The organism is Arthrobacter sp. NPDC080073 (genome assembly GCF_040686575.1).
In the GTDB taxonomy this organism is placed as follows: Bacteria; Actinomycetota; Actinomycetes; order Actinomycetales; family Micrococcaceae; genus Arthrobacter.
The window spans coordinates 1-25219 of record NZ_JBFBKR010000030.1; the positions used below are offsets into that span (position 1 = coordinate 1).

Below are 25219 nucleotides of genomic sequence, written 5' to 3' on the forward strand. Positions count from 1 at the left end.
GGACGCCCAAGGCCCCGAGGTCGTCTTCAACCCCGGCCGCAGCGACGAGGTCCGCACCCTGAAAGCCAACGCCCGCAAAGTCAAAGCCGGCGACACCGTCCGGCTCGCCGTCGGCGGAGGCGGCGGCTTCGGAGACGTCTCCCAGCGCTCCCGCGAAGACATCACCCACGACATCATCAACGGCTTCATCACCGAGGACTTCGCCAAGAGCCACTACGGATACTAAGCACCACCAGCAGAAAGACACCCCCGTGAAAAACATCAAGCAATCAGCCGCAGCCGCGGCGCTCATCGGGCTGGCCCTCCTGACGTCAGCCTGCAGCCCGCCCACGCAAGCGGCCGCAGGACCAGCTTCGACGGCGGACGCCGGTAAACCCCTCAACGTCGGATTCTTCGGCTTCGCCAAGTCCAACGGCTTCGCCCAAGGAACCTTCCTAGGCGTCCAGCAGGCGGCCAAGGCCAACAACGCCAGCGCCACGTTCGTAGATCCGAACTTCAACGCCCAGACCCAGGTCCAGCAGATCCAGGACGCCGTCACCTCAAAACAGTTCGAGGTGATGGTTGTCCAAGCGAACGACAACCAGGCCCTCATCGCCCCACTGCAGCAGGCCGTCCAAGCCGGCATAACTGTGGTGGTCGAGTTCTCGGTTGTCGGGCCGAAGTTCGACACTATCCAGCCCCAGGTCCCGGGCGCAATCAGCATCGTTGACCTTCCTACCAGCAACGGCAAGATGCTCGGCCAGATGGGCAAGGATGCCTGCGCCAAAGTCGCCAAAGACACCTGCAAGGTGGCCTACCTCGAGGGATTCAAGTCCCTGCCGCTGGACAACGCCCGGACCGAAGCAGTGAAAGCTGAGCTGGCCACTGATCCGAAGGTCAAGCTGGTGGCCAGTGTCGAAGGCGGATACACCCAGGACAGCGGCCGGCAGGCGTTCCAGAACGTTTCCCAGGCCAACCCGGACGTCGATGTCGTCATCGGCGCATCCCAGGCGATCACGGGTGCGGCGGCCGCGGCCGGCAATAGCAACATCAAGTTCATCGGCAACGGCGCGTCCACCTCGAATGTCGAGGCTGTCCGGTCCGGTAAGTGGTTCTCCATCTACGTGAGCGACGTGGTGGCGAATGGCGCCAAGGCCACGGAACTCGGCCTTGCCAAGGCCCGGGGACAGCAGGTGGAAACGGCAGTGGACGAGGCGAGCTTGGCTCCCAACAAGGCCAAGGGCACGAAGGAAGCCCTCGACGCCGTGAACTACGTCTCGAAGTACTCGGACTAGCCGACTTATCCCCCTCGTTGTCGTGTCCTGCCGGGGCTGAGGTCCCGGCAGGACCGGCCGAAACTTCCATTCCATCTCCCGAGGTCAAAATGGCTATACAACAGTTGGATTCACCAGAGCGAGTCAATCGGAGCGCCGCTCCGGAAATCACCGTCTCCGGAATCGGAAAGCGGTACGGTGCCAGCACTGTCCTGCGCGATATCACGTTGTCGGTGGCTCCGGGGGAAATCCACGGCATCATGGGGGAAAACGGTGCTGGCAAGAGCACGCTGCTGAAGATCCTCGGCGGCGCCATTGCGGCAGATTCCGGCGTCGTCAAGCTTGACGGCCGGGAGGTGAAGATCACCGAGCCCCGGGACGCCATCGCACAAGGAATTTCCCTCATATCCCAAGAGCTGGCACTCATTCCCGGCCTTTCAGTGCTGGAGAACGTCTTCCTGGGCCGATGGGCCAACACGGGAAGTCTGCTCCGTTCGCGGCGGGACGCCGATCACTTGGATCGACTCCTGGCCGAGACCGGCTTTGAGCTTGACCCCCGGGCGATGGCAGGGGACCTCCCCATCGGTCAGCAGCAGCAGGTCGAAATCCTGAAAGCCCTCGCCCGTGGCGCCAAGGTGCTGTGCATGGACGAGCCGACGGCGGTCCTGAACGAGGCGGAGAAGGCACAGCTGTTGAAGGTGATCAGGAGCCTCGCGCGTTCAGGCACCACCGTCATCCTCGTATCGCACTATCTGGAGGAAGTCCTGGGTTTGGTGGATCGCGTGACCATCCTCCGTGACGGACAGCACATCACCACTGAAGACGCCGCGGGGCACACGCCGGAGTCGCTCGTCGGCTTGATGGTCGGCAGGGAGGTCGATTTCCTCATCCCGGAGGTTCGGCCGGTGCCTGCGGAAGCAAAAACGGTGGTCCAGGTGGCGGGACTGAGCAGCTCAAAAGTGCAAGACGTCTCCTTCACGGTCCGCCAAGGCGAAATCCTGGGCATCGCGGGCCTGGTCGGCAGCGGCCGTAGCGAGACACTGCTCGCCATGTTCGGTGCTGATCGAATCACCGGTGGACATGTCCGGATCAACGGCCGACGCCTGCGCGCCAACTCCATCCGGGAAGCCATCAAAGCCGGAATGGCCCTCGTCCCCGAGTCGCGGAAAGAACAGGGACTGGTCATGTCCCGGCCGGTGGACGAAAACATCGCCCTTTCCACCTTGTCGGGCCGATCATTGAGCGGTTTCGTCAGGGTAGCCCGGGAAAAGGCAGCCGTATCGGAGATCAGCCATTCCGTCGACCTGCGCGGCGCCCGCCGCGGCTCGCTGATCGCCGATTTGTCCGGAGGAAACCAGCAGAAGGCGCTCTTCGCCAAGTGGCTGCTCGATCCTCCGGCGGTGCTGCTGGTGGACGAACCCACCCGTGGTGTCGACATCGCGGCCAAGGCGCGCATCCACGGCATGATTGCCGACCTCGCAGCGAAGGGCACGGCTGTCGTCGTCGTCAGCTCCGAACTCGAGGAAGTCATCGGCCTGTCCCACCGTATCCATGTCATGAGGCAAGGCCGCATCGTAGCTGAATTCGACCGGAACGCCTCCCGCGATGAAGTCATGACTTCCGCATTTCTGAAATAGGTGAATCTAATGACCACAGTTACCGTCGCCGGGTCCCAGCCGGCCGAGAAGAAATTCAAGCTCAACGTCAAGGATTTCGGGATCGTCTTCGGACTGATCGCCATCATGCTGTTACTGGCCCTCAACACCGGAACGTTCCTGACGGGCCGAAACTTCATCAACCTGTTCGACCAGGCCGCCATCGTGGGACTGTTGGCCGCTGCCGCCACACTCTGCATCATCAGCGGTGTCTTCGATCTCTCCTCCACCGCAAACCTGGCGGTCTCCGCCATCGCCGGAGTGATGATTACCCAGCACTTCGGGGTAATCGCGGGATTCTTCGGCGCACTGTTGGTGGGAGCCGCCCTGGGAACCGTCACCGGCCTGATCGTGGTCAGTACGAAGGTGAATTCCTTCATAGGCACGCTGGCGGTAAGCATCATTTATCGCGGCCTGGCCATCGTGATCACCGGCGGAGCCATCGTCTCGCCGCTGCCGGAGCAACTTGCCGCCTTCCAGACGTGGACCTGGCCGAGCCTCTTCGGCCTCACTGCCGGCTCTGTGCTCATGGTTGCCATGACGATCGTCCTGGGCATCGTCCTCTGGCGCACTACGTTTGGACGCAGGATTTACGCCGTGGGCGGCAATAAGGAAGCGGCACGCCTTAGCGGTATCCGCACCGGTTCCATCCACGTCGCCGTCTTTGCCATCAGCGGCCTGTGCTCCGCGATGGCCGGCATGATTCTTGCTTCACGCGCAGGCTCAGCCCAGCCGGCCATGGCCATCGGCATCGAACTCACGGCCATTGCCGCCGTAGTCATTGGAGGCACCAGCATTCTCGGCGGACACGGCGCTATGTGGCGGGCCTTCGTCGGAGTCATGATCCTGACCGTCATCGGCAACGGCTTCAACCTGCTCCACTGGGACACCACCTACCAGCAGGTTGTCACCGGCGTCCTCATTCTGCTTGCAGTCGCCGCCGACGGATTGTTCTTCCGGAAGCGCACCGGATAGGCCCTCGTGGGGGGACGCTATATACATGGAACATGGTCGTGACCTGTTGAGGGAGCTGCCGCAGGCTGAACAGGAGGCCGAACAATGCGCATAGGGCTGCGGTTGCAGGGAACAAGCTGCAGGGCCTTGGTGCTGGACGGGCACAGCGTGGTGGCTGCCGCGGCTGCGGCGCGATGCAACACGCTTGCGGAGGCAGTCGACACCACCTTCGAAAAGCTTCGTCGCGATCTTGGTGCGGAAATTGCGAAAGTCACGGACATTACCGCCGACGCCGGACCTGTCCTCGCAGCACGGAAACTAGCCTCGGTCATCGCGATCCGGATCTCCCCCCGCCCACCTGCGGACGCGTTCCACGTGACTGGGCTGCCGCCACTCGTCGAACCCGTGGTGGCCCGGACCGTCCACGTCGGCGGAGGCCACGACCTGAGGGGACGCCCCCTCGCTCCGCTCGGGTTGCAGGCTTTCCTGGCCGAACTTCCGGACATCCTCTCCCGAGAGGTACGGAACATTGCAATCACTTCCGTGGGGTCGATAGCGTCGAAGGATCACGAAACGCGCATTGCCGATGCCATCTTGTCCAGTGACAGCGAAATGCGCATCAGCATCTCCAGCGACTTCTATTCCAGCGTCTTCCGCGACCGTGACTACACAGCCATCCTGAACAGCGCCCTCATGGAAACAGGGGAGGGCCTGGCCGCGATGCTCGAAGCGTCGGGACAGCGGCATTTTCCCTCCGCAACGATGTGGTTCGCCAAGAACGACGGCGGCCGTGCGCCGCTTGCGCGGCTGGCTGTGATTCCGATTCACGGGTCGCGCCCCGAACCCGCCATGCAGATCCTCGGCGCGGCTACCTTGGCCGGCGCCCTGGACGGGGAGGTCGTCATCTGCGCAGACTCCGGGGTAACTGTGGGCCAAATCCGCGGGGGCCTCCCTGCTACGCGAAGCGTCATCCGCCAAGGGTACGAGGCGAGCCTCGCCAGCAACGCCGCCGTCGTCGAACCGTACACCGCCGACCATCCGGTCCGCCCTGAGGTCCCCTCGGTGATTGCCGACCTCCGAAGCGGGCAAGACACCCCGCTCCCGTTCGGGCTGGTTCCCACGCTGGCAGCTGCGCACGACGCCGCGCAGGTGGGGTCCGCCGTCGCGCCCCTGACCGCCTGGATCGACAGGTTGGAGACGGTGAGCGGGCGGGCGGACCTCCAGTTGGTGCAGCGTCGCGCGGAAGAAGATGCCGAGTCGGCAGCCGTTCAATTGGGGGCGAGTCCGGGGCTCACGCGGATCATTGAATCGAACGTGTACGCCATGCCCTACGGCAACCCCGGGATCGTGCGGATCAGGGTCCAAGCTGCTGGTGAAGTCTCCGGGGAAACCATTGAAGATGCCGCCGAAATTCAAGTTCGGGCACCTTTCGGGGCGGAAGAGGGTGCCACCCGATGAGCGCCCTGCTGACTGCGCGGGATGTCCGGCACCTGCGGACCGGCGCCCACTTCCTGGCCTGCACCATAGACCCGACAGCCATCTACGTTTACGCGGAGATGATCGAAAAGGCCATGGAAAACCGTGCTTTGGAACTCATCTCGATTGACGAGCTGGCCCCCGATGACCTCGTGGTTGCGGTGGGAATGGTCACTCAGGGTCTCTTGATCGCGGATATGCCCCCGGTAGGCGATGAGTTCATCGGGTGCATCCGTGCCATCGAGGCCACGCTCGGCCGACAGGTACGGGCGATCTATTCCTTAGCCGCCGCCAACATCAACGGAATTGTTCCCCTCATGGTCGGGCTGCAGTCCTCGCTGCCGGTGATTGATTCCGACCCCATGGGCCGTGTTTTTCCCTTGATCAGCCAAACAACGCTGAACATCGGCCACGTCCGCATCAGTCCGATCGCCCTCATGGGAGTTACCGGCGAACGGGCCGTGGTGGAGGCTGAGAACCCCCGGCGGGCCGAAACCCTCGTGCGGGCCCTCGTCACGGAGATGGGTGGGTGGGCCGCTACAGCCATGTATCCGTGCTCAGCGGGCCAAATGCGCGAGCACGGAGTCCACGGCTCTATCAGCCGGATGATCCGGATCGGGGAGATTCTCGACGCTGAAACCTCGGTCGAACGCAAGTTCCAGCAGCTCGCTGAATTTCTGGGTGCCACCCGGATTGCCCGGGCCCGGGTGAGCCACATCGAAGGCCTGTCGCGCCCTTCGGACCTGGGCCTTCCGGCGCTGCCGTCGAGCGTTACGCTCTTGGACGAACGGTCCGGGCAGATCATCCGCTTGGAGATCCAGAATGAAATCCTGTTGGTCCTCGTCGACGGCGCCATCGCTGCGGCCGTCCCGGACATCGTCTCGCTGCTCAACTCCGAGCACGGCACGGTCGTCAACATCGACGATGTGCGGGTGGGCGATGTCATTGACGTCTTGAAGATCAGGGCTGCGGCGCAGTGGTACTCGGAGGCTGGCCTTGATCTTGCTGAACCAAAGGCCTTTGGTATTCCGGTCGAGCACCCAAGGCGGCAACATGCGTAGATCGAAAAGCGAGAGCCATCTGGATGTCGCCGGACTTCTGGCGCACGGCTCCCTCCGCGGCACCACCCCGCTGTACCTCACCCCGTCCAGCGCGGCAATCGAAGGCGTCGTTCTTGTCTCCCGGCTTGATGCCATCCAGCGGGTACGGCCCAACACCGTCATCGTCCTGTCAGCGGAGATGGGCTCCGGCGGCTGGCTGGTGTCCGCCGCCCTGCGTCATGCCTGGGAGCGGAAGGCAAGCGCCGTCGTCGTCGCTGGAAGTACCTACTCCAGCGCGGTGATCGGCCTCGCCGAGCGGCTGGGTATCACCTTGCTGGCCGCCGAGGGCGAGACGTCGGGCATCGCCCTCGCACTGGCCGCTGAAATCGGCGCTGCCCTGTCTGTGGTGGACGCTGAGCTGGCGCGGTTTGCCCGAGCGGTCGCGAAGGACACTACCTTGGGAGCTGTCCTGAAGACCATCTCCAGGGAGCTGGACGGTATTGAAATCTTGCTGGAGTACGACGCCGTGAGCCTGGCGTCCGCGGGAACGCCCACCCGGGAGGCAGTCGAAATCATCACCGTGGATGTTCGCGGGACGAATACCTCCATCCCGTCCAGGCTCACCGCGCGAGTGCCAAGATCCGGAGTCCACAACCTGCAGCTCGTCCGGTCGATCCTCGAGGTGGCCACGCCGTCGGTAAACGCTGCGTGGCTGTTGGGGGATGTCCTCGACACCGCGCGTGCAGTACCCACGGCGGCACTGGTCGGCTTAAACCACGACCCCGATTCCTCCTGGACCACGTTCGTGGAACGTCACCGGCACTTGCTCTTCCAGCTGGGCTGGCGCGGGGAGGAGCAATATGTGGCCGTGTGGATCCGCAGGGCGTCGTTGGAACCCCATCGTCCGGAGCTTACAGCGGTGCTGCGGCTGCTCTGGCGGAAAGTCACAGTCCGCAGCCCCTTGGCCGAAGTCCAGGGTGGCTGGCTCGCCCTTGTTCCCGCCGGACACCAAGAGGCGGCGGATCAGCTCGAAGCGCGGATCCGGGTCCGTCTCGGGAAGTCTTTGGCGGAACTGGGCCTGGGGGCGGGACTCTCCCGCTGGCGCGAGGAACCCGCGGCACTGCCGAATATCGTCCGTGAATCCCGTTTGGCCGCTGAATCCGCTCTCTCGACCGGACCCGGCACGGTGGCAGGCTTTGGCAATCTTGACGTCGCGGCGGCCGCGACGTTCGTCGATGAGGACTCGGTCCTGCTCGTGGCCGAACTGACGCTGCCGCTGCTCATGGCCAGCCCGGACAGGGACCTCGTCATTGCGGCTGCGGGGGCCTTCCTCGACCACCACGGCTCCGTCAGCCTCGCAGCAAGCTCCCTTGACCTGCACCGGAACACCCTGCAGAGCAGGCTCAACCGTGCCCGCGAACTGGGCGTCCCCCTCGACATCCCAGCCAAGCTTCTGTCCGTCCATCTCATTCTCAGCACACTTCGCCGCTCAATCCACAGTAAGACGAGTTCCGCCAATCCCGGCACTAACCAGAAAGGACTCCCATGAGTTCCGAGTTCGACAACTTTGACGATGTCTATGCCGCCGCGCAGGAAAGGCCCGGCGTCATCCTGTTCACCGCTTCCGTCATCGCCGACGCAGGCACCAGCATGGCGCGCATTTATACGAGCCACCCAGGGGTCTACCCCGTCGGCGGAAGGAAAACCCTGGACGGGGACACCAACCCGGTGTGGCTCGAGCAGGTCCTCAAGGGCCAGCAGCCGTTCCTTGGGGCGGACAAGGAAGCAGTCCGGGCGTTCTTCTTCGACTCCGCAACCATTGAGTCGCTGGGTTGCGGTGCCATCGTCAACGTTCCCGTGGTTAGCAACGGAGAGACCATCGGATCCATGAACTTCCTCGCCCCCGAGGGTAGCTATGGTCAGACATCGGTGGATGCGGCCGTGGAGATCGCCCAGCGCTCCGTGCCGCTGTTCGAACAAGCGCTCACCACCACCAACTAATCCTTCGCGGGCGACCGCCAAGGAGCGGCGCCCGCGAAAACAGCTGAAAGGCCTTCCACACGTGACCAACACGACGCCGGGAACACTGACCGTCCGTAACGCACTCATCTTCGATGGCGAGACCCGGAACCTGCTCGAAGGTTCCATCACCGTCCGCGAAGGCCGGATCACGGAAGTGGGGCGAGACGTCGAAGAGGCCGGAACAATCGTTGACGCCGACGGCCGTACCGTGATTCCAGGGCTCATCGATGCGCATTTCCATGCCTATGCGCTCAGCTTGACTGCCGCTAAGAACGAAACAGGGCCATTGAGCTACTCTGCGCTCGCAGGGGCCAGGCGACTCGAGGCGGCCTTGAACAGGGGCTTCACGAGCGTCCGTGACGTGGCCGGGGGAGACATAGGCCTTGCCAATGCCATCGACGAAGGCTTGTACGCAGGTCCGCGGTACTTCTTTACCGGACCTGCCCTGAGCCAGACAGGTGGCCACGGTGATATCCGGGCCGCGGACGACGGCGGTTGCTTCCATGGCGGCCACATGTGCGAAGTGGTGGACGGTGCTGATGAGCTGTTGCGGGCCGTGCGCAACCGCTTCCGCACCGGAGCCACGGCCATCAAGCTCATGACGTCCGGTGGAGTCATTTCCCCCGTCGACCCCATCAGGGTTCCGCAATACAGCTCGGCCGAAATCCGCACGGTAACGGAAGAGGCGTCCCGCCGGGGCAGCTATGCGACGGCCCACGCTTACTCGCCCGAGGCCATCCGTCATTCGGTGCTCAACGGGGTGCGCTGTATTGAGCACGGCAATCTATTGGACGCCGAAACGGCCCGCTTGATGGCTGACCACGAGGTGTACCTGGTACCAACGTTGGCGACCTACGACGCGATGGCCCGGCGTGGCGAAGAAGTCGGTCTCACGGAGGTAGGGTCGGCCAAGAACCTGGAAGTGCTGAATGCCGGCCGGAACGCCGTCGAGCTGGCCCGCGAGGCGGGAGTCCGGATTGGATTTGGTACGGACCTCATGGGGGAGTTGGAGGATGAGCAATTGGCCGGGCTCCGCCTGCAATGCGAAGCATTGGGTGTCTACGATGCGCTTCGCTCGGCAACATCGACCAACGCAGCCCTGTTGCGTCGCGATGACCTGGGCCGTATAGCCGAAGGAGCCTTGGGAGACTTGGTCATCCTGGACGGAAACCCCGTCGACGACCCCTCGGTGCTCTGGGACGAAAGCCGCAAGCGTACAGTCATCAAGGCGGGACAGATCCACCCGCCCCACTAAGCTGTGGCCCATGGAAACAGTCGTCTGGTCCAAACCGGAAAAGGAGCGAGCAGGGACGCCGCTCCTCCTGATGATGCACGGGTATGGGACGGACGAACAGCGGATGGTGAATCTCTTTCCCCAGCTCCCCAAAGAATTCACCTGCGCCGCGCTCCGTGGGCCCATGCCGATCGGCGACCACTACGGCTGGTTCCTGCTGGACTACTTCCTGGCCAATGACTTTGCGGACGTCATCACCGCCACCAACAAGGTGTTCGCCTGGATTGAATCAGTCAAACGCAACCACAGCAGCGTGAGCCTCCTGGGTTATTCCCAAGGCATGGCCATGGCCAGTACGCTTCTGCGGCTCCGTCCGGAAGGCTTCCAAGCGACCGTGGGCCTCTCCGGATTCGTGCTGGAAAACGACCTCCTGGCGCTCAGCGAATCCTTCGACTCGCCACCGCCCTTCTTCTGGGGCAGGGACAAAGCCGATCCCGTGATCTTCAATGATGCCATTGAGCACACGGCGGATTGGCTCGAAAAAAACACCGCACTCACCGCGCGAACCTACCCCGGGATGGGGCACCGGATCGAGGCCAGGGAAATGGCGGATGTCAGCGCGTTTCTGAGGTTTTACGTCCTCCGTTGAGGTGAGGTCTGCGTCACATTCGGCGATGCTGGAAAACAACTCTTGATTGCCAAAATTGTAAGCGCTTACACTCTTCTTCGGCGGTGCACGGATGTGGCGCTAAATCCAGAAGATGAAAGGGTTGAGGCCGTGTTGAATGGTTAAGGCTCACCGCGTGACAATCCAGGACGTTGCCGTCCTCTCGGGCTTGTCGATCTGCACCGTTTCACGCGCTCTGCGGAACCTGCCGAACGTGTCCGAAAAAGCGCAAGCCAAAGTGGCCGACGCCGCCGCCAAGCTCGGCTATAAGGCATCCTCCGCGGCAGCCCGCCTGGCCGGCGGAAATACCGGTTCCATCGCCATCATTGCTCCCACCGCCACCGCCTGGTTCTTCGCCCAGGCCGTCGAAGCGGCCGAGGAAGTGTTCGGAGACAGCGGTTTCGACACCGTCCTGGTCAGCCTGCGCGGCAAGTCGAGCGTCAAGCGGAAGATCTTCGGCGATCTCCTTGGGCTATCCCAACGCGTGGACGGCGTGCTGCTCCTCAACGTCGATTTGAGCGAATCCGAGGTTGCCCTCCTGGCAGCGTCCGGCCTTGCAGTTGCGAGCGTGGGGATGACTTCCGTACCGTGGGATAACGTAGGGATCGACGACGAACTAGCGGCTTGGCAGGCCACCTCACATCTGTTGGGGCTGGGTCATTGGGATCTGGCGGTGCTTTCCGGCCGTGAAACCCGGGAGAATTCCGTGCGGACGTCCAGCGACAGGCTCAAGGGATTCGGCCGGGCATTGAAAGACCATCACCTGACCGTTCATCCGGACTTGGTCATCAACTCGGATTCCACCATCGACGGCGGACGCAACGCCATGAATGAACTCATTGCCCATCGAAGCCTTCCCACGGCGGTCTTTGCGGACTGTGATGAGGCGGCCTTTGGAGCCCTGATGGCCATGCGCGAGCATGGACTGTCTGCGCCGAAGAATGTCTCCATCATTGGAATCGACGACCATCCCATGAGCTGGTTCCTTGGACTGAGCACAGTAGCGCAGCCAGTGGCGGACCAGGGTGCCTTCGCCGCGAATCTGCTGGTGGACCGCCTCCAGAACGCCGACGCCCCCAACGAACCCTCCAACCATTTCCTTGACACGAAACTCATTGAACGCAAAACCACGCGCCGCCAGCGCTGAACGGACCACTCCACACCATGACTGATACCCGAGCAACCCAGAAGACCGCCTGGACGGGCGCTACTGCGCTCCTTTTCGACCTCGACGGCGTGCTGACGCCGACCGCCGTCGTGCATGAGCAGGCCTGGCAGGAACTCTTCGACGGCTACCTGGCCGAAACAGGGCACCCAGAGGGTTACCAGGAGAGCGACTACTTCGACCACATCGACGGCAAGCCACGCTTCGATGGAGTACGGGATTTCCTTACCTCCCGCGGAATCACCTTGCCGGAAGGACCCACAGACGACGATCCCGCCAACACGAGCGTGCAGGGCCTGGGCAACCGCAAGAACCGGATCTTCAACGAGATCGTGGATTCGCGCGGTGTCGAGCCTTACGCGGGCTCTGTCCGGTTCATCCACGCAGCCTTGGAGCTGGGACTCAAGCTCGCCGTCGTGTCCTCCTCCCGCAACGCGCCCGCCGTCCTGAAGGCGGCCGGACTGGATGGCTACTTCCCGGTGGTGGTCGACGGCCAGGTGGCGGCCGCCGTCGGGCTCCCCGGCAAGCCGGATCCCGCGACGTTCCGTTACGCGGCCGAGCTGCTGGACGTTCCTCCCGCAGGGTGCGTCGTCGTCGAGGACGCTGTGTCCGGCGTGCAGGCCGGCAGCGCGGGGAACTTCCGCGCGGTGATCGGGGTGGACCGGGGGGCCGGCCACCAGACCCTGCTCGACGCCGGCGCGACGTTTGTGGTCGACGACCTCGACGATCTTCTCTAAACAAGCCGTTTCACCAGAAACAGAAGGAACCCAACAGTCCCATGGCACTTATCAGCTCTGACCGGCTGCGATTCCCGTGCGAACCGTGGAAGCTCGTGGAGAGCATCCACGTTCCCGGTGACGCCGGTACGCTCGAAACCCTCTTCAGCCTCGGCAACGGCCACTTGGGCATCCGCGGCGCCCACTGGGCGGGAGCGGACGCCGAGCTCCCTGGAACGTTCATCAACGGTTTCCACGAAACGTGGGACATCAAGCACGCCGAGAACGCGTATGGCTTCGCCCGCATAGGACAAAGGATCGTCTACGTCCCGGATGCCAACAACTTCAACGTTGTCATCGACGGCGAACAATTGAGCCTCGCCGAGTCAACGGTGCAGAATTACCGCCGAAGCATCGACTTCGCCACGGGCGTGTACGAGTGCGCCATCACGTGGGAGTGCCGTTCCGGCGCCATCGTCACCACGTTGGAGCGCCGCGCCGTCGGGATCGATTCCAGGGGGTCCCTGGGCATCGAGCTGAGCCTCATCGCAGACCGCCAGGTTTCCGCTGACATCACGTCCTTGGTGATCAACCGGCAGGACCAGCCTGTGGAGGACCACTCGGCCCACGACCCCCGCCGTTCCGGCCGCCACGCGGGCCGTGTTTTGCTCCCGCTCCACCTCCAGGGCTCCGACGGATCCCTGCGCATGGCCTGGGAGACCGCCGAATCCCGCCAGCGCATCGGCATGGCCGTGGACCATTGGATTTCCGCGGAAGTCCAGCCGTTCGAAACCGTGGTGGGGGAGGACGAGTCCACGGTCCGCTACGTCATGGCCGTGAATGAGGGCGAGACCTTCCGGTTGGAGAAGACCGTCAGCTACGTCGTGAACAGTGCCGACGCAAGCGCAGCGGAGCCAGGCGAGATCCTGGCGTCGGACGCCGAGTTGGGACTCGTGCCGTTCGACGCGCTCCTGGCCGAAGGCGCGGCCCACTACCGTGATTACTGGTCCGCAGCGGACATCACCATCGGTGGCCAGCCAGAACAGCAGCAGGCCGTGCGCTGGAGCCTGTTCCAGCTTGCCCAGGCCACCGCGCGTGCCGGAGTCGCAGGCATCCCGGCCAAGGGCGTGTCCGGCTCAGGCTATGAGGGCCACTACTTCTGGGACCAGGAGGTGTACCTGCTGCCGTATCTGACGTACACCAACCCGGCCGCCGCCCGCCAGGTGCTGGAATCCCGCCACGCGATGCTTCCCGACGCCAGGATCCGGGCCAAGGAACTCAGCGTGGAAGGTGCGCTGTTCCCGTGGCGCACCATCAACGGCCACGAGGCCAGCGCCTACTACGCTGCGGGCACCGCGCAGTTCCACATCGCCGCCGCCATCGCCTTCGCCACCAACCGGTACCAATGGGCCAGCGGAGACGCCGGCTTCCGCGCCGAAGTGGGCGCCGATCTGTTGATCGAAACGGCCCGCATGTGGGCCTCGCTGGGCTTCTTCGGCAAGGACGGCTTGTTCCACATCCACGGCGTCACCGGCCCGGATGAATACACGGCCGTGGTCAACGACAACCTCTACACCAACGTCATGGCCCGCTTTAATTTGCGGGCCGCAGCGGCACTGGAACACCCGGACGTCCCGGAGACCGAGCGGATGGTATGGCAACAGGCCGCCGCGCGCATGTCCCTTCCCTACGATCCGGACATGGAGATCTACAGCCAGGACAACGACTTCATGACCCTGGAGCCGTGGGACTGGTCCACGCCGCGGTCCAAGTACCCGCTGTTGCTCAACTTCCACCCGCTGGTGATCTACCGGCACCAGGTCCTCAAGCAAGCGGACACGGTGCTGGCGATGTTCCTGCAGTGGCAGGACTTCACGGCCGAGGAAAAGCAGCGCGCGTTCGACTTCTACGATCCCATCACCACCGGCGACTCCACCTTGTCCGCGTGCGTGCAGGGTATCATGGCGGCCGAAGTGGGCTACTCCGACGTCGCGCTCAAGCACTTCACCGAGGCCTTGTTCATCGACCTGGACAACACGCACAACAACACCGTTGACGGCGTGCACATCGCTTCCACCGGCGGCATCTGGAGTTCCTTGGTGTGCGGTTTCGCGGGTATGCGGGACCAGGGCCAGGTCCCGCATTTCGATCCGCGGCTGCCGGCCGAGTGGGACAGCCTGTCCTTCCGGCTCAAGATCCGCAGGCGGCTGTTGTCAGTAGAGCTGCGCCCGGGGTCAATCAGCCTTGCGCTGGTTCCGGGTTCAGGTGCTCCAGGTTCAGCGTCCGACGCCGGTACGTCACCTTTGGAGGTCAGCGTGCGCGGGCAGCGGGTCGTCGTAGGCGTCGAGACCGTCACGGTGCCGCTTGACGACGTGCCGGTCCCCGCGCCGTCGGTCTTCCCGAGCCTCTTCCCGACGGCGGGACTTCCCGTGATCGGGAGCGCGCGGGTCTAACGGCTCCCTACGCGGGACGAGGATGGGCTTCTTCGTCCCGCGTAACCGGACCGCGCAGGAACTCCTCAATCGCGTCCGCGGCTGCGGGGGACCCGCCGGCACTGCGGACGCGCGCACTCATCGCCTCGAGGTTGCCGCGGATCGCGTTGTCGCCGCTGACAGCAATGACGGTTTCCCGGATCAGCTTTGGCGAGAGCCCCTCCAGGGGGAGCCGCCGTCCAAGTCCCAGATCCTCTACCCGGCGGGCATTTGCTCCCTGTTCGGGCTGCAACGGGAAGGCAACCAACGGCACGCCGAAATAAAGGGCCTCCATGGTCGAGTTCATCCCGGTGTGGGAAAGGAACGCATCGGCACGGGGTAGGACTTCCAGTTGCGGAAAGAAGGGGCGCACCTCAAAGTTTTCCGGGATCTCTCCCAGCTCGGACTCCTGGACGCGCTCGCCGATTGCCATGGCAACTTGCCAGTGCGTGCCTGCAAATCCGTCCAGGCACATCCTGAAGAAGTCCGGCCGGTCATTCAACGGCGTGGTGCCCAGCGAGACGAACAACAGCGGCCTGTCCTTCGTCCGCGGCCGCCAGGCCTCCTCCTCGTTGCCCCGCGCGCCAAGGCATGGGCCCACGAAATGGAACCTGGCATCGAAAGTCTCTCCCGAGGGCTGGAATTCCCTCGGGATGAAGGAGATGTTCAACGACGCCGGGGGACCACCCATGAATTGCAGATGGCCTACGCCATGCTCGGCGGCGAATTCATTGATCCTCTGATTCGCCTGTTTCCATGCCTCGACCATGCCTGGCGGCGGCGGGCCCGGCATGAGATCCCGCATCGAGAAATGTTCGTTGGTGGCATAGCTCGGAAGCAACGCAATATCGGGCAAGGCCAGCTTCGCTGCAGCCATCTTCCCGGAGAGCGTCATGGCGTCGTAGCACACCCCGTTCGGCGGATCCTCGCTTAGCCGGGCCAGCAGGGCCGGGAATTCTTCCCTTGCACCCTTGAGGATCCGCTCAAGAAGTCCCGCCATCATTCCGGACGGCATTCCGGCGAACATCCCCGCCATCGGTGCCGGTGCCGGACTGCCCCCTGCCGGGCTGCCATCAGTGGAACGCCCGCGCGGGGGGAGGAAGGCCGCCAGGTCCTCTCCACTGGGAAAGAATGCGGCGCCGACGGATTCGACCGCCTTCGCGTACTTCGCCGATGTGGCATAGCTGACCCGGTGCCCTCTGCGAACCAGCTCGGCAACCACTGGCAACGTCGGGTTCACATGGCCCGCTGCGGGCAAACAAATGAAGGCTATGTGCACGCAGCCAGTCCTAACTGATCACGGGACACTGGATGTTTCACTTGGAAAGGTCGGTGCCATGGACGCTGCGCCGGCGCGATTTCAGCCCGGTCTCCAGCTTGGTCCGTACCTCGCGCTTCACGCGGGCCGCAAGCTCGGTCTCATGCATTTCCAGGAACGTTCGGACGGCGCGCGGATCCCACGGCACCAAGGACCGCAATGCCCAGCTGACGGCCTTGACGACAGTGTCGTCCCGATCGTTGATCAAGAGGCCGACGACGCCGAGCGTCCGTTGCGTGTCCCCCGTTCCCCACCGTGACCTCGTGTTGAGCACGGTAGTTGAGACAAGCGCTATGCGCCGCCACCAATGGTCCGGGCTCCGCGCCCAGCGGTCCACATCGGCGTCCGAGATGAGCCCCTCGCGCCACGCGGGTCCCACCAGTACGGTCGCGAAGGCATCGGCCTGGCCCCAAGTGGAGATGCCTTCTCCCAAGTGTTCAAGCCGGGCCGGCGTGAGTTCAGCGAAGGCCGCCCGATGGGCATTGATGAACTCCCATCCCTCCCAATCAAAGCCGGCTTGCACAAGCCCTTCGGCGAGACTGAAGACGACGGCGGCGTCCATCGTGGCGATTTCCGCGGAAACCCTGCGGCGGACGGTGCGGAAGCTCGCGGCGTCGTGCTTCTCCAAGGCGCGCAGTTCCTCAAGGACGCGCGCCAACAATTGCCCCGGTTGGGTATCCCCCGGGGAGACGAGCACCCCGTGCGAAGACACTTTCAAGCCCCCGATTCCGCAGGCTGAAGGCTACTATGCGGGAGCGTCGTCGGTATCCGGCCCTTCGGCAGGTTCCTGGCTGTGAAGGCCGGTATCGTGGGGCACCCAGCCCTCGGTTTCCCCTTCGGCAGGGGCGTCGCTGTGATGGCGGACCTCGTTCGGATCTGCTGTCTTGCTCATTCCGGATACTCCCTGTCCTTCGTTGGACTGTTCCCGCGAACGTCTTAAAGTCTACGCCGGGACAGGGGCGTGTGGCCTAGGCTAGGCAAGGAACTACTGAACGAATTCAATGGCTGAATGCAGAGGTGAAGAATGGCAAAGCGACCCAACCAAGCAGTAAGGATTGCGCAGGAAACGGCCCACAACGCCATGTTCGACGCCAGTGGCAATGCAAAACCCGGTGTCCACAACGTGCTGCTCCGGGCCGTCGAGGTCCAACGTCCCCTTGTCTTGGCGAACCTGCGCCGCCTGCAGCGCAAATACCCACGCGCCACGGCAGCGCAGCTGGCCGCCAAGCTGGAGAGGGACTATCTTGCCGCAGTCACCGGCGGGGGTGCCGCCGTCGGGGCAACCGCCGTCGTGCCCGGTATCGGCACCGCAGCCTCGCTAGGCCTCTCCGCGCTGGCCACCATCGGCTTCCTGGAGGGAACCGCGCTGTACGCCGCTTCCCTGGCCGAGCTCCACGGCATCCGCCTGACCGATCCGGATCGGGCACGAACCATGGTCATGGCCATCATGCTCGGAGAGGAAGGCACCGCCCTGCTGGGTGCGCTGAGCGGACAATCGCTCGGCAAGGGCAAAGGCGTCACGCAGGCCTGGGGCAAGACCCTCACCAGGAACCTGCCCGGCGGAGGATTCGGGGTCATTCGCGACGCCATCCAGCGCGCCTTCCTTAAGCGGCTCGTCCAGCGCCAAGGCGCCGCTTTCCTCGGCCGTGCCCTGCCTTTCGGCGTGGGGGCCGTGGTGGGCGGAGTCGGAAACCGTGTCATGGGCCGTGCCGTAGCGGCCTCGGCGAGGGAAGCATTCGGTCCCATGCCCGACATCATCCCGGGCGAGCTGCTTCCAGCCGCCCGGCAGAACGCGCTGGAAGGCGGAACTAGTGGATCTCAACGCTGATTCGGGGGAGTCGTTCGGCTCCTGGACCATGGGGAACGACGCTTCAATGTTCCGGATTGTCAGCTCCGCCAACGTGGCGTGCGGCTTCCACGCCGGGGATCCGGTGACCATGCTGGACAGCTGCCGTGCCGCCTTCGAGCTTGACGTCCGGGTCGGCGCCCACGTGGGTTACCGCGACCTGCACGGCTTCGGCCGCCGATCGATGGACATGTCCTTCGATGAGCTCTTCGGCGACGTCCTTTACCAGCTCGGTGCCTTGGACGGCATGGCCCACGCAGTGGGCGCCTCCGTGGACTACGTCAAACCCCACGGTGCCCTGTACAACAGGATCGTCAACGACGTCGAGCAGGCCGAAGCGGTGGTGGCCGCGATTCACGCCTACGATCCCGGACTACCTGTCCTTGGCCTGCCGGGTTCGGCACTGTTGCGCCTCGCCGAGGAATCCGGGCACCCGGTGTTCCGGGAGGCTTTCGTGGACCGCGGCTACATGCCCGACGGCTCGTTGGTGCCGCGCTCGCAGGATGGCGCAGTGGTGCACGACCCCGCCGCGGTAGTTGAACGGGCCGTGCGCTTTGCCGTACGGGGCGAGGTGTTGGCTGTGGACGGCACGGTGGTGCCGGTGAATCCCGATTCATTGTGCATCCACGGTGACACCCCTGGCGCGGTCGAGCTGGCTGCGGCGGTGCGCGCTGGCCTTGAGGAAGCTGGTGTGGAGATTGAGTCCTTCGCTTGAGGTTCTGCCCTGCGGCGACAGCGCCTTCTTGGTGGAACTGCCGGAGCTTGCCGCCGTCGTCGCGTACTATCGCGGGCTGACCGGGGCCGGCACGCCGGCCGGCGTTTCAGCGCCGCAGGGGATCATCGACGTCGTGCCGGCCGCGCGCACCGTGCTCGTCACCTTCGATCCCGAGACGATCCGCCCCTCGGAAGTCCGCGACTGGCTGGAGTCAGCAAAACCGGCCGAGGGGATCTCCGGGTCGGGCAGCGAAGTGACCATCGAGGTCTCCTACAGCGGCCCCGACCTTGCCGAGACGGCACAGTTCCTCGGCATGAGCGAGGCCGAAGTGGTCAAGCTTCACACGGGCTCGGCCTGGACAGCCGCCTTTTCCGGCTTTGCGCCCGGCTTCGTCTACCTGGTCACCACGCATGAGCGCCTCCGCGTTCCGCGTCGGAACACTCCACGCACGGCCGTGCCGGCTGGCTCTGTTGGCCTTGCCGGCGAGTTCAGCGGGGTCTACCCGCGATCCTCTCCAGGCGGTTGGCAACTGATCGGAACCACGACGGCGGCCCTGTGGGACGCGTCCAAGGCCGAGCCTGCGCTGATCCGGCCGGGTGACCTGGTCCGGTTCGTGGAGGCCTGATGGGGATTGTTGTATTGGACCCTGGCCCCCTCACTTTGGTGGAAGACCTTGGCCGGCAGGGTTGGGCTTCCTTGGGGCTGAGCCCGTCCGGTGCCCTCGACCGGCAATCACTTCGCCTCGCCAATCTGCTGGTGGGGAATCCTGTGCAGGCGGCCGGATTGGAGATATTGCTGGGCGGGCTTCGCCTGCGGTTCGTCACGGCGTCGACAGTCGCGGTGGCAGGCGCCGAGGGAATCGTGACACTCAACGGTGCCGAGATTCCGCTCAACCAAGCCGTGCGGGTGGCTCCGGGTGCGGTGTTGGACTTCAGTGCTCCGCTGTTCGGGCTGCGATACTACCTCGCCGTGCAGGGCGGCATCGATTCCCCCAAGCTCCTTGGTTCAAGCAGCACGGACATGCTCTCCGGTGAAGGTCCCGCACCGTTGACATCGGGTGCGCAGTTGGGAATCGGACACGTTTCCGCGGGCAACGGCCTGGTTTCTGGCGGGGCTTCCGGGACCGTTAACAACGCACACGCGCACCCTCCCATCCGCCGCGCTCCTGATCCTGGGCGCGCCATCACAGCCCGCGTGGACCGCGGCCCCCGCGCGGACTGGTTCGACGACGACTCCTGGCGCCGCCTTGTCAGCCAGGAATGGACCCTGTCGCCCGACTCCAACAGGATCGGTGCCCGGCTGGTGGGCCGCCCGCTGACCCAGACCCGGCTCGAGGAACTGCCCAGCGAAGGCATGGTGCTCGGCGCACTGCAAGTGCCGCCGTCGGGCCTTCCCACGGTATTCCTGGCTGATCATCCCGTGACGGGTGGCTACCCCGTGATTGCCGTGGTGCGTCGCGCGGACCTGGACTTGTTGGGCCAAGCCCGCCCCGGCCAGAGGATCCGGTTCCTGGGCTGAGGGACCGCCTCCACCGGACATGCGCCTTGCTGCCTGCCGGGTGCCCGCGTTGGACATGCGCCGTCTTCGCCGCGAGGAGTGGACATGTCAGGATTATGCCCGCTGGCCAGGGGCAGGGGGGGACATGTCCCTTCCTGACTGCCCCTGACTGCCGGAAGCCCACGCTGGACATGCGCCTTCCTGGGTGCGTGGAGGGGACATATTGGCATTATGTCCGTTGCTTGCTGTAAGCGGTGGGCATGTCCCTTGCTTGGTGCCGGCCGACCCCGTCAGCCGAACACCAGATGCGCCACGGCGAAGATTGCCAGCCCGGCCAGTGACCCCACCACCGTGCCGTTGATGCGGATGTACTGCAGGTCCTTGCCGACCTGGAGTTCGATCTTTTGCGAGGTTTCCTCGGCATCCCAGCGCGCCACGGTGTCCGTGATGACCCCCGCGATGTCCGAGCGGTACGTTTTGACGAGGTACCCGGCAGCGTCGCCGATCCAGGCATTGACCTTGCCGGCCAGCTCGTCATCGCTGACAAGCCGCGAACCGAAATCCCGGACGGCGCTCTTGAAACGCTGCGTCAGTTCGCTGTCGGGATCGTCGACGGCGGTGAGCAGCGCGTTCTTGATGGTGCCCCACGTGCGGGAGGCAAGTTCCCGGACCTCGGGATCGCCAAGGACTTGGGTCTTGATTGCCTCGGCCCGGGCAATCATTGCAGGATCGTGCTGGAGATCCTGGGCAAGATCGCCGAGGTATGTATCGATCGACTGGCGCACTTGATGATCGGGATCCTGCTGCACCGCCTTGATGAACTTGGCGATTTCGTTGTAGACCCGGTCGCCCACGATGTCATCCACGAAGGACGGAACCCAGAGCGGCGAACGGTCGGACACGAGCCGGTTCACCGTGGAGTGGTTCGCTTCCACCCAATCCGCCGCCCGGTCAACCAGCAGATCGACGAGCTTGTGGTGGTGGCCCTCGGCAAAGATCCGTTCGGCCATCCGGCCCACGGGCGGTCCCCAGGGCGGCGCGAGCAGGTGCTTGCGGACCATGCCCTCGATCACTGCCTGGACGTCGTCGTCGTTCAGCACGGTGAACGCTCCGCGGATCAGTGCTGAACCTTCCTTGGCGATACGCTCGGGGCCGCCCGGGGAAGCGAGCCACTTGCCAGCTTTCCGTGCGATGTCCACGCTCGCGAGCTTCTCCTGCACCACCTGCTCGGACAGGAAGTTGGTCTCAACGAATTCCCCGAGCGAGGCGCCGATCTGGTCCTTGCGCCGCGGAATGATGGCCGTGTGCGGGATTTTCAGGCCCATGGGGTATTTGAACAACGCAGTGACCGCGAACCAGTCGGCCAACGCTCCCACCATGCCGCCCTCGGCGGCGGCCCGCACATATTCCAGCCATGGATACTGCCTCTGCAAGGCGAAAGCAGCGGTGAAAACCACCGCCATCACAATCAGGAGCGCGAGCGCCACCGATTTCATCCGGCGCAGGGCAGCGGCTTTTTCGGCGTCGCCGTTTCGTTGCCCGACGCCGGCCGCAACCGTGGAGCTGTTCCCGGCACCTGTGTGCCGGGCCGCCTCCATGGTCGGGTCGCTATTGCTGTCCGTCACCGGGATTTGTTCAGAGTTCACCTGCATGTGCCCAGCGTAGCCCCGTCGCTGTCATGGGCGTGGGCTACCGTATCCCCATGACGAATGACGAGCCCGGTCGCCCGGACCAAAGCACGGAGCAAAACACGCGGCCCATGGTCTACGCCCACCGCGGAGCGAGTGCCGCATTTGCGGAGCACACGCGCGCAGCATACTTGAAGGCAATCGCCGACGGCGCCGATGGCGTCGAGTGCGACGTCCACCTGACCCGGGACCAGCACGTTGTCCTGCTTCACGACGCAAATTTGGACCGTACCTCGGACGGCACGGGCCCCGTGGCTGAGAAGACGCTCGAAGAACTGCGGCAGCTGGATTTCTCCTCCTGGAAGGGCGCCCGGATTCCGGACCAGTACGGCGCAAAGTCGGACCAGCTGCTGACGCTCCCGCAGTTGCTGGACATCCTGCGCGATGCCGGCAGGACAATCGGCCTGGCCATTGAGCTCAAGCACCCGAGCCCGTACCAGCTCAAGCTTGAAGACCGTGTGCTCGAGGTTCTGGGCAGCCGAGGCTGGAACGCAGAGACGTCCATGCTGGACAACATCCAGGTTTCCTTCATGAGTTTCAGCCCGGATTCGGTCAAGCACCTGCTCCGGTTCGTTCCCGCGGAGCACATCTGCCAGCTGGTGGACGACGTCACGGTGGAGGAAATCCGCGATGAACTGGGCCTGGGGGTCATCACCGGGGGCGCGGTGGCCAACGTGATGAAGGCAGCCCAGCAGGAGGGCGAGCGGATCCTGGACGACTGCGAGGTGGGACTGGCCGGCCCGGGCATCGACTACGTCCGCAAGCACGCCCGCACCGTCCAGCGATGGCTTGAATCTGGCCGCCGCTTCAGGGTTTGGACCGTCGACTCGGAGAACGATGTGGCGCTCTGCCAAGGCCTTGGCATCCACGAAATCACCACGAACAAGCCGGCGCAGGTCCTCGCACAGCTTTAGGACAGCCCAGCTTTAAGGCAGCCCAACTGACTCGCAGTTGTTGTCGTTCTGGGCCCTCGGAACGACAACAACTGCCAGTCAGATGACCGTGTTGCTGAGGGTTCCGATGCCGCCCAGCGTGATGTCCACCCGGTCGCCGGGCTGGACAGCCACGAAGGTGTTCGGGGCTCCCGTCATGATGATGTCTCCCGGCTCCAGGGTCAGCCATTCGGTGACGTAGACAAGGCAATCCGTAATTGAGGAGGGCAGGTTGAAGGAACCGGACCGGGCCTTGACCTCGCCGTTGACCAGAACCTCGGTGCTGACGTTGTCCGGGTCCTCGATCCCTGTTTCGATCCACGGTCCGAGCGGCGTGTAGTTGATGCCGGACTTGCCTTGGAAGAGCTTTTCGTCGACCTGGTTTTGGTCCACATTGGTGACGTCGTTGACCACCGTGTAGCCCAGGACGTGGCTCAAGGCGTTCTCGACTGTGAGCTTCTCTGCCCGTTTTCCGATGACTGCGGCCAGCTCGCCTTCCACGTTCACCGTGCCCGCGTTGCGCACGGCCACGATGTCGTCAGCGGGGCCGGCGATGCTGTGGACCGACTTGTGCCAGGCCTGGATGGGCAGCACGTGGTTGTTGTTGCCCAGGTTGTGCCCGATTCCGAGCACCACCGAAGGCCGCACCGGGGCGAGGAACACGGCGTCCTCCGCGGAACTGGATTCCCCGGTAAAGGAAAGGACCTCGGCAAAGGGATCCTCGATGTGGTCCCAGCTTTGGCCGCGCAAGACTGCGTGCTTCGGGCCGGAAGGGGTCTGTAGTCGGGCGATGCGCATGGAACTCCTCGTTGAATTTCTTGTAGCGGCGGACGGTGCCGGGCACAGCCTCAAGAAAAAGATACATCATACTGAACTTAGTCCAGCATTCTGAACACTCGTGAACCGTGTTTGCTTCGCCCGTCAGCACTCCGGTTACCGCGCCGGGCAGGGCTGTGGTTGCATGAAGACATGCCTTTTTCATGGTCCGCCCGGACAACCCAGACAATCTCCGCGGCGGCCATGAGTGCACTGTTACTCGTGAGCGCCAGAAAGCATTTCCAGCAGCCGAAGTTCTTCGCTCCCGTCGTCCCGGACTATCTCTGCCGAGAGGACTACGCGGGCGAAGACATCGAACTCGAAGTCGGCCAACACAAGGCCAAGGCAACTGCACCGCGGAACGGCGCCTTGGCGGTCATGTCCCGGGAGGAATGGATCGCGGTGAGCGGACTGCTTGAGGCCGCGGCCGCCGTCGGGCTCCTCATCCCTCCCGCGCGAAAGGCCGCAGCTTGCGGCGTCACGCTGATGTTCACGGCATTCCTCGCCGGCCACGTCGACGCGCTCCGCCGCGCATACTCTCCTGCCGGGACCCCGTCCGCGCGGCGGATTCACACGCTACGCCTGCCCTTGCAGGTCCCCTTGATCCTGTGGGCTTGGAGTTTGGCCGCAGCGAAACGGGCCGCATGAAACTCCTCGAATCCCCGGCGGTGAAGGTGGGCCTCTCCATCAGCATCGCAACAGGCCTCTACGGCATCTCCTTCGGGGCGTTGGCCTCGGCGTCCGGGTTCAGTTTCTGGCAGACCATGGCGTTCAGCCTCCTTATGTTCAGCGGAGGCTCCCAGTTCGCCTTCATTGGCGTCGTGGCAGGCGGCGGTTCCGGCATTGCCGCCATGACTGCCGCCGCGCTGCTGGGCTTGCGCAACGGCATCTACGGGATGCAGATGAACGCACTGTTGCGCCCCGGCGGTTGGCTCAAATACCCGCAAGCCCACATCACCATCGACGAATCCACGGCCACCGCCTCTGGCCAGGGCGACCCGGATGAACAGCGCCGTGGCTTCTGGACCGCCGGCGTGGGGATCTTCGTGCTGTGGAACATCTTCACGGCGTTCGGTGCCCTGGCCGGCGACGCCTTGGGCGATCCCAAGCAGTGGGGGCTCGACGGCGCCGCCGTGGCGGCGTTCCTGGGCCTGCTTTGGCCGCGGCTCAAGGGCCGTGAGCCGTGGGCGATTGCCGCGGCGGCCGCCCTGGCAACCATCATCGCGGTCCCGTTCGTTCCGGCGGGCGTGCCCATCCTCGTGGCCGCCGTCGTGGCCGGGGCCATCGGCTGGTTCAGCCACGGACGCAGTGACGAAGGCATGGAGCCCGACGTCGATCCCTACCCGCATGGTCATTCAAGCGCGGACCCTGCCAGCCGCGAAAGGAATGCCGAATGAACCTCTGGCTCTGGATCCTTATCGCCTGCGGACTGGCGTACCTCACAAAGCTTTCCGGCTATTTCGTGCCGGCGAAACTGCTGCGGAGTCCACGGATGATGCGCGTGGCCGGCACCATGACCATCGGCCTGCTGGCGTCCCTGACCGTTGTCAACGCTGTGGCATCCGGACAGTCCCTGGCCTTCGATGCCCGGCTCGGGGCACTGACGGCGGGGGCCGTCGCACTGTGGCTTCGGGCCCCTTTCCTCGTGGTGGTCATCGTCGGATCGGCGGCTGCCGCCTGCCTGCGGCTGCTCGGCTGGCGCTGAACCGCCACGGGCGGTTCCAGCCGCTGCTGCGGCGCGCAACGCCGTCGTG

25 protein-coding genes and 1 pseudogene are annotated in these 25219 nt (G+C 64.4%); 21 read left to right on the top strand and 5 right to left on the bottom strand.

From position 1 onward, the window contains the following. From AB0O52_RS21640 to AB0O52_RS21700, 13 genes and pseudogenes are all read left to right on the top strand, one after another. Positions 1-226: pseudogene (locus AB0O52_RS21640) on the top strand (hydantoinase B/oxoprolinase family protein); the annotation flags it as partial. 25 nt (positions 227-251) lie between these two features. After that, positions 252-1274, top strand: a complete 1023-nt coding sequence (locus tag AB0O52_RS21645; RefSeq protein ID WP_364542195.1) for a sugar ABC transporter substrate-binding protein — start codon at positions 252-254, stop codon at positions 1272-1274. 89 nt (positions 1275-1363) lie between these two features. Next, complete coding sequence (locus tag AB0O52_RS21650; protein WP_364542198.1) at positions 1364-2890, top strand: sugar ABC transporter ATP-binding protein; 1527 nt, start codon at positions 1364-1366, stop codon at positions 2888-2890. Between the two features lie 9 nt (positions 2891-2899). After that, the gene (locus tag AB0O52_RS21655) at positions 2900-3883 is read left to right on the top strand and encodes an ABC transporter permease (protein ID WP_364542201.1); all 984 of its coding nucleotides are present in this window, start codon (positions 2900-2902) and stop codon (positions 3881-3883) included. An 84-nt stretch (positions 3884-3967) separates the two neighbouring features. Further along, complete coding sequence (locus tag AB0O52_RS21660) at positions 3968-5320, top strand: hydantoinase/oxoprolinase N-terminal domain-containing protein (protein ID WP_364542204.1); 1353 nt, start codon at positions 3968-3970, stop codon at positions 5318-5320. After that, entirely contained in the window at positions 5317-6399 is a 1083-nt protein-coding gene (locus AB0O52_RS21665) for a DUF917 domain-containing protein (RefSeq protein ID WP_364542206.1), read from the top strand. Before AB0O52_RS21660 ends, AB0O52_RS21665 begins: the two co-directional genes overlap by 4 nt. Further along, positions 6392-7927: a helix-turn-helix domain-containing protein gene (locus AB0O52_RS21670; RefSeq protein ID WP_364542209.1), complete on the top strand. Its 1536-nt coding sequence runs from the start codon at positions 6392-6394 to the stop codon at positions 7925-7927. The genes AB0O52_RS21665 and AB0O52_RS21670 overlap by 8 nt, the downstream gene beginning before the upstream one ends. After that, positions 7924-8379, top strand: a complete 456-nt coding sequence (locus tag AB0O52_RS21675) for a GAF domain-containing protein (RefSeq protein ID WP_364542212.1) — start codon at positions 7924-7926, stop codon at positions 8377-8379. Before AB0O52_RS21670 ends, AB0O52_RS21675 begins: the two co-directional genes overlap by 4 nt. 61 nt (positions 8380-8440) lie before the next feature. After that, positions 8441-9655, top strand: a complete 1215-nt coding sequence (locus tag AB0O52_RS21680) for an amidohydrolase family protein (RefSeq protein ID WP_364542215.1) — start codon at positions 8441-8443, stop codon at positions 9653-9655. 10 nt (positions 9656-9665) lie between these two features. Next, on the top strand, positions 9666-10283 hold the full coding sequence (locus tag AB0O52_RS21685) for a phospholipase (RefSeq protein WP_364542218.1): 618 nt from the start codon (positions 9666-9668) through the stop codon (positions 10281-10283). Between the two features lie 154 nt (positions 10284-10437). Beyond that, positions 10438-11448, top strand: coding sequence for a LacI family DNA-binding transcriptional regulator (locus AB0O52_RS21690; RefSeq protein ID WP_364542221.1), 1011 nt, complete (start codon positions 10438-10440; stop codon positions 11446-11448). Positions 11449-11465: 17 nt separating this feature from the next. Further along, on the top strand, positions 11466-12203 hold the full coding sequence (locus AB0O52_RS21695; RefSeq protein WP_364542223.1) for an HAD-IA family hydrolase: 738 nt from the start codon (positions 11466-11468) through the stop codon (positions 12201-12203). A 41-nt stretch (positions 12204-12244) separates the two neighbouring features. After that, entirely contained in the window at positions 12245-14635 is a 2391-nt protein-coding gene (locus AB0O52_RS21700) for a glycosyl hydrolase family 65 protein (RefSeq protein WP_364542224.1), read from the top strand. Between the two features lie 7 nt (positions 14636-14642). Here AB0O52_RS21700 and AB0O52_RS21705 read toward each other — a convergent pair whose 3' ends face one another. Genes AB0O52_RS21705 through AB0O52_RS21715 form a run of 3 tightly spaced genes read right to left on the bottom strand, consistent with a single transcriptional unit; the run spans position 14643 to position 16863 of the window. Then, entirely contained in the window at positions 14643-15932 is a 1290-nt protein-coding gene (locus AB0O52_RS21705; RefSeq protein WP_364542226.1) for a macrolide family glycosyltransferase, read from the bottom strand. Positions 15933-15969: 37 nt separating this feature from the next. Continuing rightward, positions 15970-16683 (bottom strand): DNA alkylation repair protein, encoded by a 714-nt coding sequence (locus AB0O52_RS21710; protein WP_364542228.1) that lies wholly within the window; start codon positions 16681-16683, stop codon positions 15970-15972. 33 nt (positions 16684-16716) lie between these two features. Next, positions 16717-16863, bottom strand: coding sequence for a hypothetical protein (locus AB0O52_RS21715; protein ID WP_364542230.1), 147 nt, complete (start codon positions 16861-16863; stop codon positions 16717-16719). Positions 16864-16995: 132 nt separating this feature from the next. On the opposite strand from AB0O52_RS21715, the gene AB0O52_RS21720 reads away from it, so the two are divergent. The 4 genes from AB0O52_RS21720 to AB0O52_RS21735 are packed head-to-tail and all read left to right on the top strand — an operon-like array spanning position 16996 to position 20050. After that, positions 16996-17799 carry a hypothetical protein gene (locus AB0O52_RS21720; protein WP_364542232.1) on the top strand — a complete coding sequence of 268 codons (804 nt, stop codon included), beginning with the start codon at positions 16996-16998 and terminating at the stop codon, positions 17797-17799. Next, the gene (locus AB0O52_RS21725) at positions 17783-18532 is read left to right on the top strand and encodes a 5-oxoprolinase subunit PxpA (RefSeq protein WP_364542235.1); all 750 of its coding nucleotides are present in this window, start codon (positions 17783-17785) and stop codon (positions 18530-18532) included. The genes AB0O52_RS21720 and AB0O52_RS21725 overlap by 17 nt, the downstream gene beginning before the upstream one ends. Then, positions 18507-19157, top strand: a complete 651-nt coding sequence (gene pxpB, locus AB0O52_RS21730; RefSeq protein ID WP_364542237.1) for a 5-oxoprolinase subunit PxpB — start codon at positions 18507-18509, stop codon at positions 19155-19157. The genes AB0O52_RS21725 and pxpB overlap by 26 nt, the downstream gene beginning before the upstream one ends. Further along, a complete protein-coding gene (locus AB0O52_RS21735; protein WP_364542239.1) occupies positions 19157-20050 on the top strand; it encodes a biotin-dependent carboxyltransferase family protein in 894 nt (297 codons plus the stop codon). The genes pxpB and AB0O52_RS21735 overlap by 1 nt, the downstream gene beginning before the upstream one ends. 269 nt (positions 20051-20319) lie before the next feature. On the opposite strand, the gene AB0O52_RS21740 is transcribed toward AB0O52_RS21735, so the two are convergent. Further along, complete coding sequence (locus tag AB0O52_RS21740; RefSeq protein WP_364542242.1) at positions 20320-21681, bottom strand: DUF445 family protein; 1362 nt, start codon at positions 21679-21681, stop codon at positions 20320-20322. A 50-nt stretch (positions 21682-21731) separates the two neighbouring features. Here AB0O52_RS21740 and AB0O52_RS21745 point away from each other — a divergent pair, with 50 nt between their 5' ends. Continuing rightward, complete coding sequence (locus AB0O52_RS21745) at positions 21732-22631, top strand: glycerophosphodiester phosphodiesterase family protein (protein WP_364542244.1); 900 nt, start codon at positions 21732-21734, stop codon at positions 22629-22631. A 78-nt stretch (positions 22632-22709) separates the two neighbouring features. On the opposite strand, the gene AB0O52_RS21750 is transcribed toward AB0O52_RS21745, so the two are convergent. After that, positions 22710-23447 (bottom strand): fumarylacetoacetate hydrolase family protein, encoded by a 738-nt coding sequence (locus AB0O52_RS21750; protein ID WP_364542247.1) that lies wholly within the window; start codon positions 23445-23447, stop codon positions 22710-22712. A gap of 171 nt (positions 23448-23618) precedes the next feature. On the opposite strand from AB0O52_RS21750, the gene AB0O52_RS21755 reads away from it, so the two are divergent. From AB0O52_RS21755 to AB0O52_RS21765, 3 genes are read left to right on the top strand one after another with little or no spacing between them, the layout of a single operon-like run. Beyond that, positions 23619-24113, top strand: coding sequence for a hypothetical protein (locus AB0O52_RS21755; RefSeq protein WP_364542249.1), 495 nt, complete (start codon positions 23619-23621; stop codon positions 24111-24113). Next, positions 24110-24862 (top strand): AzlC family ABC transporter permease, encoded by a 753-nt coding sequence (locus tag AB0O52_RS21760; RefSeq protein ID WP_364542252.1) that lies wholly within the window; start codon positions 24110-24112, stop codon positions 24860-24862. The genes AB0O52_RS21755 and AB0O52_RS21760 overlap by 4 nt, the downstream gene beginning before the upstream one ends. Then, on the top strand, positions 24859-25170 hold the full coding sequence (locus tag AB0O52_RS21765; RefSeq protein WP_364542255.1) for an AzlD domain-containing protein: 312 nt from the start codon (positions 24859-24861) through the stop codon (positions 25168-25170). The genes AB0O52_RS21760 and AB0O52_RS21765 overlap by 4 nt, the downstream gene beginning before the upstream one ends. Positions 25171-25219: the final 49 nt, after the last annotated feature.